Source organism: Lysinibacillus sp. BF-4 (assembly GCF_000743635.1).
Taxonomy (GTDB): domain Bacteria; phylum Bacillota; class Bacilli; order Bacillales_A; family Planococcaceae; genus Metalysinibacillus; species Metalysinibacillus saudimassiliensis.
This window is the reverse complement of the sequence record NZ_JPUW01000016.1, coordinates 1-16,640: the sequence shown is the minus strand read 5'-3', so window position 1 is coordinate 16,640 and position 16,640 is coordinate 1. Positions and strand designations below refer to the sequence as shown.

The 16,640-nt window shown below is 41.6% G+C and carries 18 protein-coding genes and 2 riboswitches; of the genes, 8 read left to right on the top strand and 10 right to left on the bottom strand.

The annotated features are described in order from the left end of the window. The first annotated feature begins 5 nt into the window (after positions 1–5). The 3 genes from CH76_RS07090 to CH76_RS07080 all read left to right on the top strand — a co-directional run bounded on the left by CH76_RS07090 (position 6) and on the right by CH76_RS07080 (position 2,404). On the top strand, positions 6–884 hold the full coding sequence (locus tag CH76_RS07090) for a transporter substrate-binding domain-containing protein (RefSeq protein ID WP_036144678.1): 879 nt from the start codon (positions 6–8) through the stop codon (positions 882–884). 69 nt (positions 885–953) lie between these two features. Next, the gene (locus CH76_RS07085; RefSeq protein ID WP_036144675.1) at positions 954–1,670 is read left to right on the top strand and encodes an amino acid ABC transporter permease; all 717 of its coding nucleotides are present in this window, start codon (positions 954–956) and stop codon (positions 1,668–1,670) included. Beyond that, positions 1,670–2,404, top strand: coding sequence for an amino acid ABC transporter ATP-binding protein (locus CH76_RS07080; protein ID WP_036144673.1), 735 nt, complete (start codon positions 1,670–1,672; stop codon positions 2,402–2,404). Before CH76_RS07085 ends, CH76_RS07080 begins: the two co-directional genes overlap by 1 nt. A 127-nt stretch (positions 2,405–2,531) precedes the next feature. Here the strand turns inward: CH76_RS07080 and pruA are convergent, their stop codons facing one another. After that, the gene (pruA, locus tag CH76_RS07075) at positions 2,532–4,076 is read right to left on the bottom strand and encodes an L-glutamate gamma-semialdehyde dehydrogenase (protein ID WP_036144671.1); all 1,545 of its coding nucleotides are present in this window, start codon (positions 4,074–4,076) and stop codon (positions 2,532–2,534) included. A 232-nt stretch (positions 4,077–4,308) separates the two neighbouring features. On the opposite strand from pruA, the gene CH76_RS07070 reads away from it, so the two are divergent. Further along, positions 4,309–5,598, top strand: coding sequence for a helix-turn-helix domain-containing protein (locus CH76_RS07070; RefSeq protein WP_036144669.1), 1,290 nt, complete (start codon positions 4,309–4,311; stop codon positions 5,596–5,598). A gap of 36 nt (positions 5,599–5,634) precedes the next feature. Here the strand turns inward: CH76_RS07070 and CH76_RS07065 are convergent, their stop codons facing one another. After that, positions 5,635–6,612: a proline dehydrogenase family protein gene (locus CH76_RS07065; protein WP_036144667.1), complete on the bottom strand. Its 978-nt coding sequence runs from the start codon at positions 6,610–6,612 to the stop codon at positions 5,635–5,637. Positions 6,613–6,897: 285 nt separating this feature from the next. Between CH76_RS07065 and putP the strand changes: the two genes are divergently transcribed. Continuing rightward, the gene (putP, locus tag CH76_RS07060; protein WP_036144664.1) at positions 6,898–8,379 is read left to right on the top strand and encodes a sodium/proline symporter PutP; all 1,482 of its coding nucleotides are present in this window, start codon (positions 6,898–6,900) and stop codon (positions 8,377–8,379) included. A 39-nt stretch (positions 8,380–8,418) separates the two neighbouring features. On the opposite strand, the gene CH76_RS07055 is transcribed toward putP, so the two are convergent. Further along, positions 8,419–9,018, bottom strand: a complete 600-nt coding sequence (locus CH76_RS07055; protein ID WP_036144662.1) for a biotin transporter BioY — start codon at positions 9,016–9,018, stop codon at positions 8,419–8,421. Between the two features lie 256 nt (positions 9,019–9,274). Here CH76_RS07055 and CH76_RS07050 point away from each other — a divergent pair, with 256 nt between their 5' ends. Continuing rightward, positions 9,275–9,472: a DUF6501 family protein gene (locus CH76_RS07050; RefSeq protein ID WP_036144660.1), complete on the top strand. Its 198-nt coding sequence runs from the start codon at positions 9,275–9,277 to the stop codon at positions 9,470–9,472. A gap of 59 nt (positions 9,473–9,531) precedes the next feature. Further along, on the top strand, positions 9,532–9,714 hold the full coding sequence (locus CH76_RS07045) for a hypothetical protein (protein WP_036144659.1): 183 nt from the start codon (positions 9,532–9,534) through the stop codon (positions 9,712–9,714). 25 nt (positions 9,715–9,739) lie between these two features. On the opposite strand, the gene ribE (CH76_RS07040) is transcribed toward CH76_RS07045, so the two are convergent. From ribE (CH76_RS07040) to CH76_RS07010, 7 genes are all read right to left on the bottom strand, one after another. Next, complete coding sequence (ribE, locus tag CH76_RS07040) at positions 9,740–10,204, bottom strand: 6,7-dimethyl-8-ribityllumazine synthase (protein ID WP_036144657.1); 465 nt, start codon at positions 10,202–10,204, stop codon at positions 9,740–9,742. 13 nt (positions 10,205–10,217) lie between these two features. Next, a complete protein-coding gene (locus tag CH76_RS07035) occupies positions 10,218–11,405 on the bottom strand; it encodes a bifunctional 3,4-dihydroxy-2-butanone-4-phosphate synthase/GTP cyclohydrolase II (protein ID WP_036144654.1) in 1,188 nt (395 codons plus the stop codon). Between the two features lie 12 nt (positions 11,406–11,417). Continuing rightward, positions 11,418–12,050 (bottom strand): riboflavin synthase, encoded by a 633-nt coding sequence (gene ribE, locus CH76_RS07030; protein ID WP_036144652.1) that lies wholly within the window; start codon positions 12,048–12,050, stop codon positions 11,418–11,420. A 9-nt stretch (positions 12,051–12,059) separates the two neighbouring features. Next, positions 12,060–13,088 (bottom strand): bifunctional diaminohydroxyphosphoribosylaminopyrimidine deaminase/5-amino-6-(5-phosphoribosylamino)uracil reductase RibD, encoded by a 1,029-nt coding sequence (ribD, locus tag CH76_RS07025; protein ID WP_036144649.1) that lies wholly within the window; start codon positions 13,086–13,088, stop codon positions 12,060–12,062. A gap of 102 nt (positions 13,089–13,190) precedes the next feature. Continuing rightward, positions 13,191–13,307, bottom strand: a riboswitch (FMN riboswitch). 72 nt (positions 13,308–13,379) lie between these two features. Then, positions 13,380–13,496, bottom strand: a riboswitch (FMN riboswitch). A gap of 145 nt (positions 13,497–13,641) precedes the next feature. Continuing rightward, positions 13,642–14,592 carry a toxic anion resistance protein gene (locus CH76_RS07020; protein ID WP_051910266.1) on the bottom strand — a complete coding sequence of 317 codons (951 nt, stop codon included), beginning with the start codon at positions 14,590–14,592 and terminating at the stop codon, positions 13,642–13,644. After that, positions 14,592–15,236, bottom strand: a complete 645-nt coding sequence (locus tag CH76_RS07015) for a 5-bromo-4-chloroindolyl phosphate hydrolysis family protein (protein ID WP_036144647.1) — start codon at positions 15,234–15,236, stop codon at positions 14,592–14,594. Before CH76_RS07015 ends, CH76_RS07020 begins: the two co-directional genes overlap by 1 nt. Before the next feature lie 151 nt (positions 15,237–15,387). After that, the gene (locus CH76_RS07010; RefSeq protein ID WP_235190371.1) at positions 15,388–15,954 is read right to left on the bottom strand and encodes a CPBP family intramembrane glutamic endopeptidase; all 567 of its coding nucleotides are present in this window, start codon (positions 15,952–15,954) and stop codon (positions 15,388–15,390) included. 40 nt (positions 15,955–15,994) lie between these two features. On the opposite strand from CH76_RS07010, the gene CH76_RS07005 reads away from it, so the two are divergent. Next, positions 15,995–16,640, top strand: a 646-nt coding sequence (locus CH76_RS07005) for a transposase (RefSeq protein ID WP_036144644.1), incomplete at its 3' end; no start/stop codon positions are given.

The window sequence follows — 16,640 nt, the reverse complement described above, 5'->3', positions numbered from 1 at the left end:
TGTCAATGAATAAAAGATTTGTACTTATGATTGTCGCAATATTCACAACAATCTTACTAGCTGCATGCGGTAGTAAGGATGCGGACGACAGTGGCGACAAGGCAACAGGAGATGACAGCAAAGAGTTTCGTGTAGGTATGGAGGCAGATTACCCACCTTACAACTGGACACAAAATGACGATGCAAACGGCGCTGTTGCAATTAAAGGCAGTAAAGAGTTTGCGGGCGGTTATGATATCGCATTTGCTAAAAAAGTAGCCGATGAATTAGGCAAAGAGCTAGTAATCGTAAAAATGGGTTGGGATGGTTTAGTACCAGCGTTACAATCAAACAAAATTGATGCGATTATGGCGGGTATGTCACCAACTAAAGAACGTAAAAAAACAATTGATTTCACAGATATTTATTACCAATCTGACTTTGTACTAGTGGTACGTAAAGATAGCGATTATATTAAAGACCAATATAAAGAGGGCGACAAATTTGTTGAAATGGATTCTATCCAAGCCTTCAAAGGTGCTAAATTAACAGGCCAATTAAATACCTCACACTATGATGTGATTGATCAAATTGACGGTGTTAAAAAAGAAACAGCGATGGATAACTTCTCTGCACAACGTGTTGCCTTACAGTCAGGTAAAATTGATGGTTATGTGTCAGAGCGTCCTGAAGGGATTTCGGCATCACAAGCTTTAGAAGACTTTACGTATGTTGTATTTAAAGATGGCTTTAAAGCAGACCCAACGGAGTCTTCAATTGCGGTTGGTTTACGTAAAGACGATCCAGACAAAGATAAAATTAACGAAATTTTACAAGGTATCTCTGAAGAAGAGCGCCAACAAATTATGGAAGACGCAATTCAGCAACAGCCATCAGCACAATAAGCAGGTGGTAAGGGGGGCGTAGATTTACGCCTCTCTTTTTTTATTAGCGATGAGCAGGGGGAGACAAACATGAGTTTAGATTGGATTATATCCATTGTAGAGAACAACTGGCACTTATTTTTACGTGCTATGGGCATCACATTGCTTATCGCGTTAATTGGTACACTTGTTGGTGCACTTATCGGATTTGTGATTGGTATTATTGATACAATTCCTAAAACAAAATCACCAAAGCAAGTATTGCTTAAAGTGGTACGCTTTATTTTAGCGTGTTATGTAGAGTTTTTCCGTGGTACACCAATGATGGTACAAGCCATGGTCGTTTATTACGGCTTAGATATGGCGCTAGGTATTGATTTAAATATTTTAACAGCAGGTATTTTAGTAGTATCTCTAAATACAGGTGCTTATATGGCAGAGATTGTACGCGGTGGTATTGTGTCGATTGATAAGGGGCAGTACGAAGCAGCGCAGGCTGTTGGTATGAGTCACGTTCAAACTATGATGCATGTTGTATTGCCACAAGTAGGGCGCAATATTTTACCAGCAACAGGCAACCAATTAATTATGAATATTAAAGACACAGCTGTACTAAGTGTTATTGGCGTTAACGAGTTATTTTTCCAAACGAAGTCAATTGCCGGTGCTAACTTCCGCTACTTTGAGGCTTTCTTTATTGCGAGTATTTTATACTTAATTATGACCTTTACAGCAACGCGTATTTTACGCTGGATGGAGCGTCGTTTAGACGGCCCGCAGGCATTTGAGAAGAAGGAGGTAGCGTAATGGAAACAGTCATTGGTATTAAACATTTAAGCAAATCCTTCGGTAGCAACGAAGTTTTAAAGGATGTTAATTTTGAAGTGAAAAAGGGCGAGGTAGTGACGTTAATTGGCTCATCTGGCTCTGGTAAATCAACATTGCTACGCTGTGTTAACCTTCTTGAAACGCCAAATGGGGGCGAAATTATTTATAAAGGCAATGATATTTTAAAAGAAATGAAAAATATTGAAGCCTATCGTACGCATTTGGGGATGGTGTTTCAACAATTTAACTTATTTAATAATTTAACAGTGCTTGATAATTGTATTGTAGGACAAGTAAAAGTGCTAAAGCGCAGTAAAGCCGAAGCGATTAAGGTTGCGGAGGAATACTTACAGCTTGTGGGCATGGAGGCATATGTGAATGCGCGTCCGCGTCAGCTGTCAGGTGGGCAAAAGCAGCGTGTAGCGATTGCGCGTGCGCTGTGTATGAACCCTGATGTCATGCTATTTGACGAACCAACAAGTGCACTTGACCCAGAAATGGTAGGCGAGGTACTAAAAGTAATGCGTAAGCTTGCGGATGATGGTAACACGATGTTAATTGTGACCCATGAAATGCAGTTTGCGCGTGAAGTATCTGACCGTATTGTCTTTATGGATAAGGGGGTTATTGTGGAGCAAGGCACGCCTGATGAAGTGTTACTCAACCCACAACATGACCGTACAAAAGCTTTTTTACAACGAACATTTGCTTAATAGACGCGATGTACTCTTTAGGAGTGCATCGTTTTTTTGTACGTAAAAAGCCAAGCTCGTAATGAGCTTGGCTTGTAAAAGGGGGGTACGATTTTTTTGAGTTTCTTCTATTATAATAGTGAGCAGATTATAACATTTCAGAAGTTGTTTTAGCTTGCATGTGTAGTTGCAGGTAATCAGGTCCGCCTGCTTTAGAGTCTGTACCTGACATATTAAATCCGCCAAATGGTTGGTAGCCAACAATTGCGCCTGTGCAACCACGGTTAAAGTAAAGGTTACCCACATGGAAGTCTTCGCGCGCTTGTTCTTGGTGGAAACGATTTTTCGTAATGACAGCGCCTGTTAAGCCGTATTCTGTGTCATTAGCAATTTCTAGTGCTTCGTCAAAGTCTTTTGCTTTACATAGCGCTACTACTGGGCCAAAGATTTCTTCGCGCATAATACGTGCATTGCGGTCAACATCAGCAAATACGGTTGGTTGTACAAAGTAGCCTGTTGAGTCATCTGCTGTACCACCTGCAATGAGGCGACCTTCTTCTTTACCGATTTCGATGTAGCTTGTTACTTTTTTAAATGCCGCTTCGTCAATTACCGTTGCCATGAAGTTTGCATTGTCTGTTGGGTCACCAACTGTTAGTTCTTTTGTTAGTTCTTCGACGCGCGCTACGACTGTGTCGTATACATCTTGGTGAATGACAGCGCGTGAACAAGCCGAACATTTTTGACCTGAGAAGCCGAATGCTGATTTAACGATAGATTGTGCTGCTAGTTCTAAGTCAGCTTCGTTATCAACAACAATCGTATCCTTACCGCCCATTTCTGCGATAACGCGTTTTAACCAAATTTGGCCTTCTGATAATGTTGAAGCGCGGTTATTAATGCGTAAGCCAACATCACGTGAGCCTGTAAAGCTAATGAAGCGTGTTTTTGGGTGATCTACTAAGTAGTCACCAACTTCTGCACCAGGTCCTGGGATGTAGTTAACTACACCTTTAGGTAAACCTGCTTCTTCTAAAACTTCCATAAACTTATACGCTACAACTGGTGTTGTTGAAGCTGGTTTTAATAATACCGTGTTACCTGTTACGACAGCGGCAACTGTTGTACCCGCCATAATCGCAAGTGGGAAGTTCCATGGTGAAATAATAACAGCTACACCTAGTGGGATATAGTCATAGCGGTTAAATTCGCCTGGGCGGCTTTCGACTTTACGTCCTGGTTTTAACTCAAGCATTTGGCGACCGTAATACTCTAAGAAGTCAATTGCCTCTGCTGTATCTGCATCTGCCTCGTTCCATGGTTTACCTGCTTCTTTTGTTAACCAAGCCGAAAACTCATGCTTGCGGCGGCGAATAATCGCAGCAGCTTTAAATAATACGTCTGCACGAATGGCAGGGTCAACCTTTTTCCATGTTTTAAATGCTGTATCAGCCGCTTGCATCGCTTGCTCAGCTAACTCTTTATTTGCTTTGGCTACGTGACCAATAACTTCTGTTTTTTTAGCGGGGTTATATGATGTGATTTTACCCTCTGTTGTAATACGCTCGCCGTTAATTACTAACGGATATGTTTTACCAAGCTCTGCCTCTACTTGTTGAAGCGCTTTTTTGTATGCCGCAGCATTGGCCTCAATCGAAAAATCAGTGAATGGTTCGTGTTTGTATGGAATCATAAAAAAAACCTCCTAAGTTTTAATGCAAAATAATTTTGCTGTAGTAATCAACCTTATGCATACTATGATGCAAAATAATTAGAGATAATGCAAGTGTTTTATTCCACTAACGCGAATTTTCTAATAATTAAAGTTGTGAAAACGCTGTCACAGCAATGTTTGAGATGGGAAAAGTTTTTTTACGCAAAGCATGGTAAAATAAACAGGACGAAGCTAAAAATGAGGGAATTACATGGATAATGATAAGCTAGTTGCCCTGTATCGTTTTATTACAGAGCAAAGCGTCAGTGGTGTATGTGCCATTGATCAACAAGGAAATGTATTAATTTACAACAAAAAAATGCGTGAGCTAATGGGAGTTACGGACGAGCAGTTTGAAAAGCAGAAGGCGCTCGAAATCGTCAATGGCGATTTTCAGCGTAGCGAGCTCTTTCAGGTGATTGAAACAGCCAAACCAATTATGCAGCATAAGGCAACGTTTTGGAATAAGCGCGGTGAGGAGGTTACGACCATCAGCAACATTATGCCGCTAATTGTAGAAGGTGAGTTGCTTGGTGCTGTGGAGTTTGTACGTGATATTACCCAGCAACAATACATGATGTACCAACCGCTCCGTCGCTACGGCGCACCGCTGACGTTTGATATTATTACAGCTGTATCAGATGCAATGAAGCGGGTTATTCAGATTGCGCGTGCCGCCGCACTTGGGCGCATCCCCGTTATGTTGATTGGAGAATCAGGCACGGGTAAGGATATGATTGCAGAGGGTATCCATCATGCTCTCATCGAAAAAAACGAATTATTTATTACACTCATTTGCCGACGTGATGAAGAAACGGTCATTGAGCGTTTAGAGAAGGCAATTAAAGAAAACCGCAACAGTACTTTCTTTGCGGAGCGCATTGAGTATTTGTCAATGCAAGCACAGGAACGTATTATTGCATTGCTTAATGAGTATGAGGATCGCAAGCATTACTTTATTGCCAGTGTGGGGGAAGACCCTGTCGATTTAATCCGTCAAGGGGAGCTATCGCAAACGCTGTACCATTTGTTTTCGAGTGTGTCGATTAAAGTACCAGCATTACGAGAGCGTAAAGAAGATATTTTGCCGTTTATTACGGACTACTTCCGTCGCCACCGCGACCAGTACGGCTCGCATATTAAATATATTGCGCCTGATGTCGAAAAGTTTTTACTGGCATATGATTGGCCGGGCAATTTAAAAGAGCTTGAGTTATTGCTTGATGAGGTGGGGAGTTTATTAACGACCGAAGAAACACTTGAAATGGTGATGCTACCTGCCCAGTTAAAGTGGCGTCTCGAAAAAGCGCATAAGCGTAATGAGGGGCTAGTAGTGGAGGAACAGCAGGATTTACGTCCGCTTGACCAATATTTGCATGAGGTGGAGCATTATTATTTACAAAAAGCGCTTAGCCTTCATGAAGGTAATATTTCGAAAACGGCTGAAGCACTTGGTTTAAGTCGCCAAAGCCTGCAATACCGCTTAAAAAAGTTTATGTAACGAAAAAGAGGCATCGCATACGCGACGCCTCTTTTATTATTTTTTAGCTCGTTTTGTGAGTCGACCAAGTGCGAATGCACCTAAACCAACACCAACAAGCGTCGTTGTTTTTTTATCAAATACTTGTTTCACAACAAGCTCCAGATTTTGTGGACGCTCAGCTAGTCGGCGCATAAAGTAGCCGTACCAGTCAGCACCAAATGGTAAATACGTACAGAAATTAAAGCCTTCTGCAGCAAGGTCGTATTGCATTTCGCTACGGAAGCCATATAACATTTGGAACTCAAACGCATCATGTGGAATATTATGCGCTTTAACAAAACGCTTTACGTGGGCAATAATGTTATGGTCATGCGTTGCGATTGACGTAAATTTGCCGTTAAGTAAATGATATTCAATTAGCTTAATATAGTTTTTATCAATGTCTTCTTTGGTTTGGTAAGCCAAGGAAGCGTTTTCTTTATAGGCCCCTTTTACAAGACGTAAGCGGTAATCCTTAAAGCGCTCAGCATTTTCTAGCGCTTCGTAAAAGTACGCTTGAATAACTGTGCCCACATTATCAAACTCTTTATGCAGACGCTCCATCAACTCAAAAGATTGGTGCAATGTTTCGTAAGTCTCTGTGTCAAAGTTAATAAATATACCGTAGTCATGCGCGGTTTTTACAATGTCGTGCAGGCTATTATAACAAAGCTCAAGGTCAAAGCTTAGACCGAGTTGTGTTGGTTTAAGTGAAATATGTGCATTCAGCCCTTCAGCATGAATGGTTTCGATAACAGCTAAAATATTGTTTTTTGCTGCCAGTGCTTCTGCCTCATCATGAACAAACTCGCCTAAATTATCGACTGTGCAGGCAATGCCTTTTGCGTTAAGACGCTTGATTGTTGTAACAACTTCTGGGATGGTTGTGCCTGCGACAACGCTTTGTGCGCCTAGACGTAAGCCAAATTTTTGTGCACCTGCGTTTAGTGCGCGGTTTTCAGATAATGCGATGAAAAAATCTCGTAAATTCATAAAAAACACTCCTTTTCACTTGTTGAAAATAATTTTAATTTGGATTATAGCACGTTTTAAAAAATTGCCAATGCCGCAAATACTCAGATAATGGAGAAATGAAGGGAAAAAAGAGCATTTTTCGTTGATATATCAATGAATTTTGCACTAAATAAAATATTTTTAAAATTAAGGTGCAAAATATTTTTCGGTATTATTTTTGAAATATAATTGATTAATCGTCGTATATAGGGTTTAATAGAACTTAAATTTCAAAAAATCGCAACAAGAAAAGGGGATGGCTAGATGTCACAAGAGCAAATGTACCAGCTTGTAGCAATTATTATTTATATGGCAGTGCTACTTGCAATTGGTTGGTATGCCTATAAGAAGACGAGTAATTTAACAGACTACATGCTAGGAGGGCGCTCACTTGGCCCGATTGCAACTGCGTTAAGTGCAGGGGCAGCTGATATGTCAGGCTGGTTGTTAATGGGTTTACCGGGCGTTATTTATGTAACAGGTTTAGGGAAATCGTGGATGGCAATTGGTTTAGTTGTGGGGGCTTATATTAACTGGTTAGTTGTAGCGCCACGCTTACGTGCCTATACGTATGTTAACGACACAATTACAATTCCGAGCTTTTTAGAAAAACGTCTACTCGACAAATCACGTTTACTACGAATTGTAACGGGTATTGTTATTTTAATATTCTTTACGTTTTATGTATCATCAGGTATGGTATCGGGCGGTAAGTTTTTCTTAAGCTCATTTGGGCTAGATTACCATATTGGTTTATTAGTAGTGGCCGCAGTTGTTATCGCTTACACATTATTTGGAGGCTTCCTCGCGGTAAGCTATACGGATGTTATTCAAGGGACAATCATGTTTTTAGCATTAATTTTAGTACCTATTGTGGGCTTAACGTACACAGGCGGTATTGCTGAAACAATTAGTACCGTAAAAAATGCCTCACCTCTACATTTTAGTTTCTTTGAGGGTGTTACAGCAATTAGTATTATTTCGTCACTCGCATGGGGGCTTGGCTACTTTGGTCAACCACATATTATTGTGCGTTTTATGGCGATTAAAACGATTAAAGAAACACGTAGTGCTCGCCGCATTGGTATTGGTTGGATGTTTTTAAGTATGTTGGGAGCTGTATTTACAGCGATTGTTGGGTATGCGTACTTCCTGCAACAAGGTGCGACACTTGAGGACCCGGAAACTGTATTTATTGTATTAGGTCAAATTATTTTCCATCCGATTATTGCAGGTGTTATTTTAGCGGCTGTACTTTCGGCTGTAATGAGTACGATTTCGTCACAGTTAATCGTTACGTCATCGGCATTAATTGAGGATTTATATAAGGCATTTAATAAAGCACCAAAGTCAGATAGTTACTATGTTTTCTTGGGACGAGTAGCGGTATTTGCGGTGTCTGTTGTAGCCATTATGTTAGCTTGGCCAAATAATGAGTCGGTGTTAGATCTTGTATCGTTTGCTTGGTCAGGTTTTGGTAGTGCCTTTGGGCCGCTTATTTTACTAAGCCTTTACTGGCGTAAAACAACGTCTCAAGGTGCAGTTGCAGGTCTTATTGTAGGTGCGGTTGTGGTCTTTGTTTGGGAGAAATTTAAGTGGTTCGAACTTTACGAAATCGTGCCAGGTTTCTTGTTAAGCCTTATTACGATTGTAGTAGTGAGCTTAATCACGTATAAGCCAAATAAGGAAATTGACGAAACATTTGATGCGGCAGTTGCGCATTTACATGAGGAAATGAAAAAATAATAGCACAAAAGGGAGTGGCCGCGGCCACTCCCTTTTTTGTTAGGATTTATTGACTTTTAAAATCGCATTAATACGGAAAGCAAAGAATCCTGCAAATACACCTAAAATAATATCTTTTGGTAGTGGGCCAAGCATCCAAGCCCAAGCCATCCAGTAATCAAAGCCTTCTGGTGCACCTGCCCATAGCATATAGGCTGCATACATCCAGTTTGTACCGATGATATACGTAATAACAGTACCAACTAACGAGGCGATGACATAGCTTTTTACAGTGCCATGCTTCTCTGTCATTTTGCCAATAATATAGGCGATTAAAATAAAGACGACGATAAAGCCAAAGGTAGGGGCTAAAATCATAGATATGCCGCCTTTAAACTGAGCAAAGACAGGCGCACCTGCTAGCCCAATTAAAGTATAAACGAGCATAGCGATTGCACCTTTACGTGCACCTAAAACTAGCCCTGCTAATGTTGCAAAAAAAGATTGTAGCGTAATTGGCACGCCGCCTACCACAAGGAACGGGGCAAAAGCCGTAATGTTTGCGCCAATCATCATAAGTGTCGAAAATAACGCACAGTATACCATATCAACTGTCGAAAATTTACTACCTGCGCGTGCTTGTTGAACTGTAGTTGCCATCAAGTATCACTCCAATAACTAGTATGTTTCTAGTTTAGTGGAGTAAAGTATTTAAGTCAACTATATATTTATAATGGTTAACACATATTAACGGCGTGAGTTCCATTCCGCAATAATAACAAATACAATGACGAGTGAGAAGGCAACAACGTAAAACCAAATCGGTACACTCATAAATTTCACCTCCAGCTCTCCACAAATGCGTAAAAATCGTATACACTAGAGAGGATGAATTTTTAAACGAGGAGAGATTGCTATGCTTCATAATACATGGAAAGATTCGCCAACTTTACGTACGGTAACTTGTACACATACGGATGCAGCGAAATATTTAGTATCAAACGTTTTAACAGTAGGTAAACAATACGAAGTGAAAAACGAAACAGACGAATTTATTTTCGTGATTGATAACACAGGTCACATTGGTGGCTACTATAAAACATACTTTGCATAACTCTATTTTAGCATAGACAGGTATCGCTTGAGCGATTGTTTGGAGGTTGTAATAGGCAAATGGGCATCATGATAAGACAGCTTGGCTTAATTACACTGGTGATTTTTGGTGGTACATTTTTGATGCGCTACCTACGAGCTGGCGAAGTGCTAGCTGACCAGTTAATGGGTGCAGGCGTAGGGCTTGCATTAGTAGTGATTGGGACACTCGTCCAACGTATCCAGCATGCAAAAAGAGGCTAGGGGAATGTCCCTTAGCCTCTTTGTTTTATAGTAATTTTGTAAGGTTTGCCATTTCGATTGCGGCAACGGCAGCGTCATAGCCTTTATTGCCAGCTTTAGTGCCTGCGCGCTCAATTGCTTGTTCGATGGTTTCGGTTGTGACGATACCAAAAATGGTTGGTACGCCGGTTTGTAGTCCGACTTGGGCAATGCCTTTAGCGGCTTCATTACATACATAGTCATAATGCGTTGTTGAGCCACGAATGACAGTGCCTAAACCAATAACAGCATCGTATTTTTTGCCTTCTGCCATTTTTTTAGCGATAAAGGGTACTTCAAAAGCGCCAGGTACCCATACCACTTCGATATTGTCATCCGCGACACCATGACGTTTAAGCCCGTCTACTGCGCCAGCTAGTAATTTGTCGTTAATAAACTCGTTAAAGCGACCTACAACAATGCCTACCTTTAATTGTGTACCGACTAATTGTGCTTGAATTGTGTTTACCATGTTAATTTCCTCCTTAAAGTACATGTTGCATTTTGTGTTTTTTTGCTGCCATATAGTTGGCGTTTTCTTGTGCTAGCCCTGCAATGAGTGGGATGCGTGCGCTAACCGTAATGCCGTAGCGCTCAAGTTGCGCCACTTTATCAGGGTTGTTAGTTAGGAGACGTACCGTTGTAACGCCTAAGTCTTTAAGCATTTGTGCACATAGGCGGTAATCGCGTAGCTCGCTCGCAAAGCCTAACAGTTCATTAGCCTCTACTGTGTCATAGCCTTGCTCTTGCAGCTCATAAGCTTTGAGTTTGTTTAATAACCCAATGCCGCGCCCTTCTTGTCGCATATAAAGCACTGCGCCTGTACCGTCTTGCTCAATGGCTGTTAACGCGGCTTGTAGTTGAGGTCCGCAATCACAACGTTTAGAGCCAAAGACATCACCTGTTAAGCACTCCGAATGAATGCGAATGAGCGGAGCTTCGGCTTCGTGTAGTGTGCCTTTTGTTAACGCAATATGCTCCTTATCGTCAAGCGTATTGCTGTAGCCAATCATCGTAAAATCACCAGCAACCGTTGGCATTACAACAGTAGCCTCGCGCGTAATGACTTGTTCTTTTTCGAGACGGTAGGCAATTAAAGCCTCGATAGTAATGATTTTCATGTTTAAGGTTTGCGCTGTTTGTTGGAGCTCAGGTAGGCGCGCCATTGTGCCGTCCGCATTCATAATTTCGCAAATGACACCTGCATGCGTACTCCCCGCAAGCATCGCTAAATCGACAGCTGCCTCGGTATGACCAGGGCGTGCAAGTACACCATCAGGCTTAGCAATCAAAGGAAAAACATGCCCAGGACGGCGGAAGTCTGCCGCTTTTGCTGTAGGGTCGATGAGTTTTTCGATTGTTTTGGCACGCTCAAAGGCGCTAATGCCGGTTGTTGTTTCCATATGATCCACGCTTACGGTAAATGCGGTTTGATGAAAATCCGTATTGCGTGCGACCATTGGGGCAAGTTGTAAACGGCTCGCAATGGTCGGGCTTAGTGGTGTACAAATTAACCCCTTGCCATACGTTGCCATAAAGTTAATGACTTCAGGTGTCGCAAGCTCTGCGAGTGCAACAAAGTCACCTTCATTTTCGCGGTTTTCGTCGTCTACTACGATAATCATTTTGCCTTGTTTTAAATCTGCTAGTGCTTCCTCTATTGTATTAAACATTGTATAACCACCTTAAAATCCGTTTTGTCGTAAAAAATCTGCTGTTACTTTACTATTTTGTCCTTGAAGCTGACGTGCTACATATTTGCTAAGCATATCGGTTTCGATATTGACGGTATCGCGCTCGCGCTTAAAGCCAAGTGTTGTTTGGTCAAATGTGTGTGGGATGAGCGAAACCGTTACCAGCTCTGGTTGTAAAGCAAAAATGGTAAGGCTAATGCCATCAACCGCAATAGAGCCACGCGGTATAAGTAAGGCGCTTGCCTCGCGTGAAATTTTAATATCCACATATACTGCGTTAGAGAAGGGGCGCTTACGTAAAATCGTGCCCACCTCATCCACATGACCTGCCACAAAGTGACCACCAAACCGTTTATTAGCTGCCATAGCGCGCTCAAGGTTAACGCGTGCACCAGTTTGTAAGCTAGCTAGTGTTGTTGCACGCACGGTTTCTGGCATGACGTCTGCTGTAAAACTTGATGTTGTAAAGCTAGTAACGGTAAGGCATACGCCATTTACTGCGATGCTATCGCCAATATGCATATCCGCTATAATATCGTGTGCGCCAATGGTGAAGGCAATCGCCTCCTTACCCATCGTCATGCTGTTAATCGTGCCAAATTCTTCGATAATACCTGTAAACAAAAGCTCACCTCATTTTAGCGTCATCGTAATTTTAATATCTTCGCCAATGCGCGCTACCTCATCAAATTTAAACGGACGGGGTAGTGCTTTTGTAATCATGGGAAGGGCGTCGCTACCTAATAATTTTGGTGCGACATAGGTAATCATTTTTTGCACAAAGCCTTGTTGTAAAAAGGCATCCGCAATGCCACAGCCTGCCTCAACATAAAGCGTCATAATGCCTTCGTCTGCTAGGCGGCGCAGTACATTGCCAAGTGAACAATTGTCGAGTACAAAAACCCGCACGCGTGCTAGCTCACGTGGTTCACTTGTAAAAAGCCAAGTAGGTGCGGCATGATCCGTAAATACCGTAGCACTCGCAGGGATTTTGCCGAAGCGGTCAATAATCACGCGAATGGGCTGTTTTTTAGTCGTGCTTAGGCGATTTGTTAGGCTCGGGTCGTCAATACATACCGTATTTGTGCCAACTAAAATGGCATCATGGTGTGCGCGTGCTAAATGCACATCCTCCTTGACCTTTTTGCCTGTAATAAAGGTTTGCTCACCCTTACTTGCTGTAATTTTGCCATCAAGCGAGATGGCTTGTTTTAACGTTACATAAGGCTGATGCTGTGAAATGAAATGAAAGAACGGTGCGTTTAATGCTTTAGCCTCTGTCTCTAAAAGTCCAACATGAACGGCAATACCTGCTTGCTCTAAGCGCCTAGCACCTTTACCTGCAACAAGCGGGTTAGGGTCAAGCGTAGCAATAAAAACATGCGCGACATTAGCCGCAATTAAGGCATCTACGCAAGCTCCTGTTTGCCCCGTATGATTGCACGGCTCTAATGTGACGTAAACATTAGCGCCCTCAGCTTTGTCGCCTGCAATTTTTAGTGCGTTGACTTCGGCATGAGCATCGCCCGCTTTTAAATGTGCGCCAAAGCCAACAATATCTTCACCCTTAGTGATCACGCAGCCAACAAGTGGGTTAGGGGACGTTTGGTTTTTACCTGTTTGCGCAAGCTGTAGCGCAAATTGCATAAATCGTTGTTCCATCCAAAAAGCACCTCCTCAAAATAATAAAAAGCCCGCTGCATCTAACAGGGGCTTGTGAAGTAGGCATTGCGAAATAAACCAGCGCGTACGCTAGTTTTTTGCCACTTCCTTCTCTCATCCAGACTGTACTGTCGGCTCTGGAATTTCACCAAATCCTGCTCCAAAGAGCTCGCGGGCTATACCGCCGGTTGGGACTTACACCCGACCCCGAAGGAAAACTATGCAATTAAAAAAGACCACACAACTGTTTTGTGGGGTCAGAAAATAAGCTACGGCAAAGCGCGTAACTTTTACTTCCTTCTCTCATCCAGACTATACTGTCGGCTTTGGAATTTCACCAAATCCTGCTCCAAAGAGCTCGCGGGCTATACCGCCGGTTAGGACTTTCACCTGACCCCGAAGGAAAACTATTCGTATGTGACACCCATTATACATGAATGTTCAGAAAAATCTAGTAAGGAATTTCGAAAAGTTGAAGCAGTATTCAGCAAAGAGTAGTGACAGCAAGCATAAAAACGCCACAGAAATAAATTTATTTCTGTGGCGTTAATTGTTATAAATCGCGACTTAAATTGCGCATTTCGCGTTCGATTTGTGCTTGTTGTACCGACGATTGCCCTTGTAGTAATAGGGTTTCTTCAACGTCTGCCAGTAAGCGTTGTTGCGTTTGTTGAAGCTCGGTAGCATCAAAGTGGGCCTCCATACGCTGCTCAGCTGAAGCTAAACGACGATGTAAATCCGCACGCTGGCGGTCACGCTGTGAACTAATAAGCAGTGCGATTTGGTTTTTCCATAATGGAATGGTAGTCATTAAAGACGTTTGGATTTTTTCGGATAGTACTTGGTTAGATTGTTGAATCATGCGAATTTGCGGTGCGGCTTGTACCGTTAGCTCGCGCGCAATTTGTAAATCATACAGGCGCTGATCAAGGCGCTGTAATTGATTTTTGGCATCCTCAAATGCTTGCGGTGCAAGGCTTTGTGGGTCTTGTGCCGCCATGGCTTCTATACGTGGTAACTCACGGCTCGTAAAATCATATTGCTTTAGCTCACCTGCGGCTAAAATGATTGATAGCTCGTCGTGATAGCTTTGGTTAAGGCGGTACATTTCGTTTAGTACCTCAATATCCTCTAATAATTGCTTTTGTGCGCGGTGCAATTGCAACTCAATACGCTCAATCTGAATGCTTGCCCGCTCATAGTGCATTGTACTTTCAGGCGAAGGTTCGCTCTTTTTTTTGAAGAAACGAGATAATAGATTTGTATCATTTTCTTCTACTTTAACACTCGTGATTGTATCCACTAATTGCTGCAAAGTATTGCCGACTTTAGTAATGTCGCGGTTTTTAATATGGTACAGCACGCGATCACTAAATTGTGAAATCGCGCGCTGTGTGTTGTGTCCAAGTGTAAGGATGGACTCATAGTTATTCATATCAATTTCGCCTGCGATTTTTAGCGCGTGTGGCTTGGTTTGCTCAGGCAAAAGTTCAAATGTTTTCATTATTTGTCGCCTCGCCATTCTATTTGTTTTTTGCGTTTTTCTGATGAATATTTGATGTAATCTAGCTCGTTGTTAAGGTGCTCAATATCATTAGCTAGCACTTCTTTTAAGTCGAGTTTTAACGTATCTGTTAAATCATCGAGTGTTGCGTGTGTTTCGGATAGCGCTGCTGTAATTTCCTTATCGCGCACTTGCTGGCGAGACAGGAAGCTGTATTTTTCGGTAAGCTGTACAGCTGAGTCAAGGTGACCATAAAAGAACGGCTCTGCCGCGAAAAACTTCTCAGGTGTTTGACGCACAAGGCGCACAATATTTTTTGCCACACTTGTCATCTCATGCAGTTGCTTAAAGGAATTAATAGAGCGCACTTTTAAGTAGGCATTATTGAGTGCTTTAATTTTTGTTTTGGCAATTTTAAGTTGGGCATTTACATGCTTAAACTCTTTGCGTGTTAGTGAAGTTTTGCGACGACGATTGAAAAGTTGCAATTGTTTTATAGAAAAATTGACGACCACATAACTACCAAAAAATGCGCCGAGCATTAACAAACTAGAATCCTGCGAATCTGCAGCAAAGCCAAATGCTAAAAAACTCGTAACTAGCGTAATCGTGTGGCGTAATAAGTTTTGAAAGAACGTAAGCATAGGGTAACCTCCTAAATAGTATCTCTCCCTATTATACGTCAAACAACGGGTAAAGTTTCAAAAAAAGTATTGACGACAACGGGATGGCGTATAGGAAAAATAAAAAGAGAGGGGATAACTTTTCCTCTCGTTATTAGGCTTTTAATGTAAGTCAACGGTATTTAAATAATAGGGTGATGCCGATGTTAAGTAAAAAATGGACAATAATTGGTACTACAATATTATTTGTTTGAAAGTAAACCCAGCCAAATACTAAGCTAGGGATTGTAATGTTAAGTAGCATAACGGGTTTTTTAAAATAGTGAACGTGCAACGCGACAAATGCGAGTGTAGTAATGCCAATGGCAAGCCAGCTGTTACCTAACCATAGCAATAGTAAATTTTGAATAATCCCTCTAAATAAAAGCTCCTCAAACGTTGCACCTACAAGCATCATGCTTGTAATAGCTAGTAGGGAAGCATTTTGATAGTCACTATTGGCACTAGGAATATAGCTAGCTGGTATCAAAAATGTGAGTAGGACACCAAATAACAGTAAACTACTAGATGCAATGGCTGTTAGCACTAGTAGGTTAAATGGTGCAGTAAAGGTGAAAAAGGCTGCGCGTGGTAGTACTTCATCAGATTTGCGACAAGGATACCCCGACTTCAACGCAAAGCGTAAGTCAGGGAGGAATTGTCGCCAACCTTTAGGTTGAGTTTCTTTTTTTAACTTCACTAAAAATAGTATACTATTTTTAGTGAAAGGCGGTGAAAATATGACAACAATTACAGCTAAAATTCAACTTTACGTTAATGAATCACAAGCAGAAAGCCTACGTTTGACAAGTAAAACCTATCAAAAAGCGTGTAATTGGCTTTCAGAGATAGTAGTTGTATCAAAAAATCTGAATCAACTCCAATTAAACAACTTGTATTACAAAGAACTTCGCCAACGTTTTGGTTTGAAAAGTCAAATGGCGCAATCCGTCATGAAAACGGTCATTGCCAGCTACAAATCAGCACAATCAAATGGACATGAATGGTCGCTTGTTCACTACAAGCGCCCTAGCTATGATGTAGTATGGAATCGTGACTATTCTTTAAACGAGCGACTTTTTAGTGTCAATACGTTAGATGGTCGTATTAAATTACCCTTCGAAGTAAAAGGGATGCAAAAATACTTCAATGACGATTGGAAATTTGGCACAGCGAAACTTGTGTACAAGTTCAATAAGTGGTTTTTGCATATCCCCATGACAAAAGGCATCCCTCTATTAAAGGAGCAAGATGTTAATAACGTTGTTGGTATTGATTTAGGGATTAATTTTCTAGCCACTAGCTATGATAGTAAAGGCAAAACAACATTCTTTAATGGTCGCCATATCAAACATAAGCGCGGTCGATTGAAAGCGACACGTAAAG

What these genes read in the sequence shown, in the direction of transcription:
- CH76_RS07015 (WP_036144647.1), bottom strand. Translation starts at nt 15,236, where the DNA reads ATGCTTACGTTCTTTCAAAACTTATTACGCCACACGATTACGCTAGTT.
- CH76_RS07065 (WP_036144667.1), bottom strand. Translation starts at nt 6,612, where the DNA reads ATGAATTTACGAGATTTTTTCATCGCATTATCTGAAAACCGCGCACTA.
- ribE (WP_036144657.1), bottom strand. Translation starts at nt 10,204, where the DNA reads ATGGTAAACACAATTCAAGCACAATTAGTCGGTACACAATTAAAGGTA.
- CH76_RS07035 (WP_036144654.1), bottom strand. Translation starts at nt 11,405, where the DNA reads ATGTTTAATACAATAGAGGAAGCACTAGCAGATTTAAAACAAGGCAAA.
- putP (WP_036144664.1), top strand. Translation starts at nt 6,898, where the DNA reads ATGTCACAAGAGCAAATGTACCAGCTTGTAGCAATTATTATTTATATG.
- CH76_RS07050 (WP_036144660.1), top strand. Translation starts at nt 9,275, where the DNA reads ATGCTTCATAATACATGGAAAGATTCGCCAACTTTACGTACGGTAACT.
- ribD (WP_036144649.1), bottom strand. Translation starts at nt 13,088, where the DNA reads ATGGAACAACGATTTATGCAATTTGCGCTACAGCTTGCGCAAACAGGT.
- CH76_RS07055 (WP_036144662.1), bottom strand. Translation starts at nt 9,018, where the DNA reads ATGGCAACTACAGTTCAACAAGCACGCGCAGGTAGTAAATTTTCGACA.
- CH76_RS07080 (WP_036144673.1), top strand. Translation starts at nt 1,670, where the DNA reads ATGGAAACAGTCATTGGTATTAAACATTTAAGCAAATCCTTCGGTAGC.
- CH76_RS07090 (WP_036144678.1), top strand. Translation starts at nt 6, where the DNA reads ATGAATAAAAGATTTGTACTTATGATTGTCGCAATATTCACAACAATC.
- CH76_RS07070 (WP_036144669.1), top strand. Translation starts at nt 4,309, where the DNA reads ATGGATAATGATAAGCTAGTTGCCCTGTATCGTTTTATTACAGAGCAA.
- CH76_RS07085 (WP_036144675.1), top strand. Translation starts at nt 954, where the DNA reads ATGAGTTTAGATTGGATTATATCCATTGTAGAGAACAACTGGCACTTA.
- pruA (WP_036144671.1), bottom strand. Translation starts at nt 4,076, where the DNA reads ATGATTCCATACAAACACGAACCATTCACTGATTTTTCGATTGAGGCC.
- CH76_RS07020 (WP_051910266.1), bottom strand. Translation starts at nt 14,592, where the DNA reads ATGAAAACATTTGAACTTTTGCCTGAGCAAACCAAGCCACACGCGCTA.
- CH76_RS07045 (WP_036144659.1), top strand. Translation starts at nt 9,532, where the DNA reads ATGGGCATCATGATAAGACAGCTTGGCTTAATTACACTGGTGATTTTT.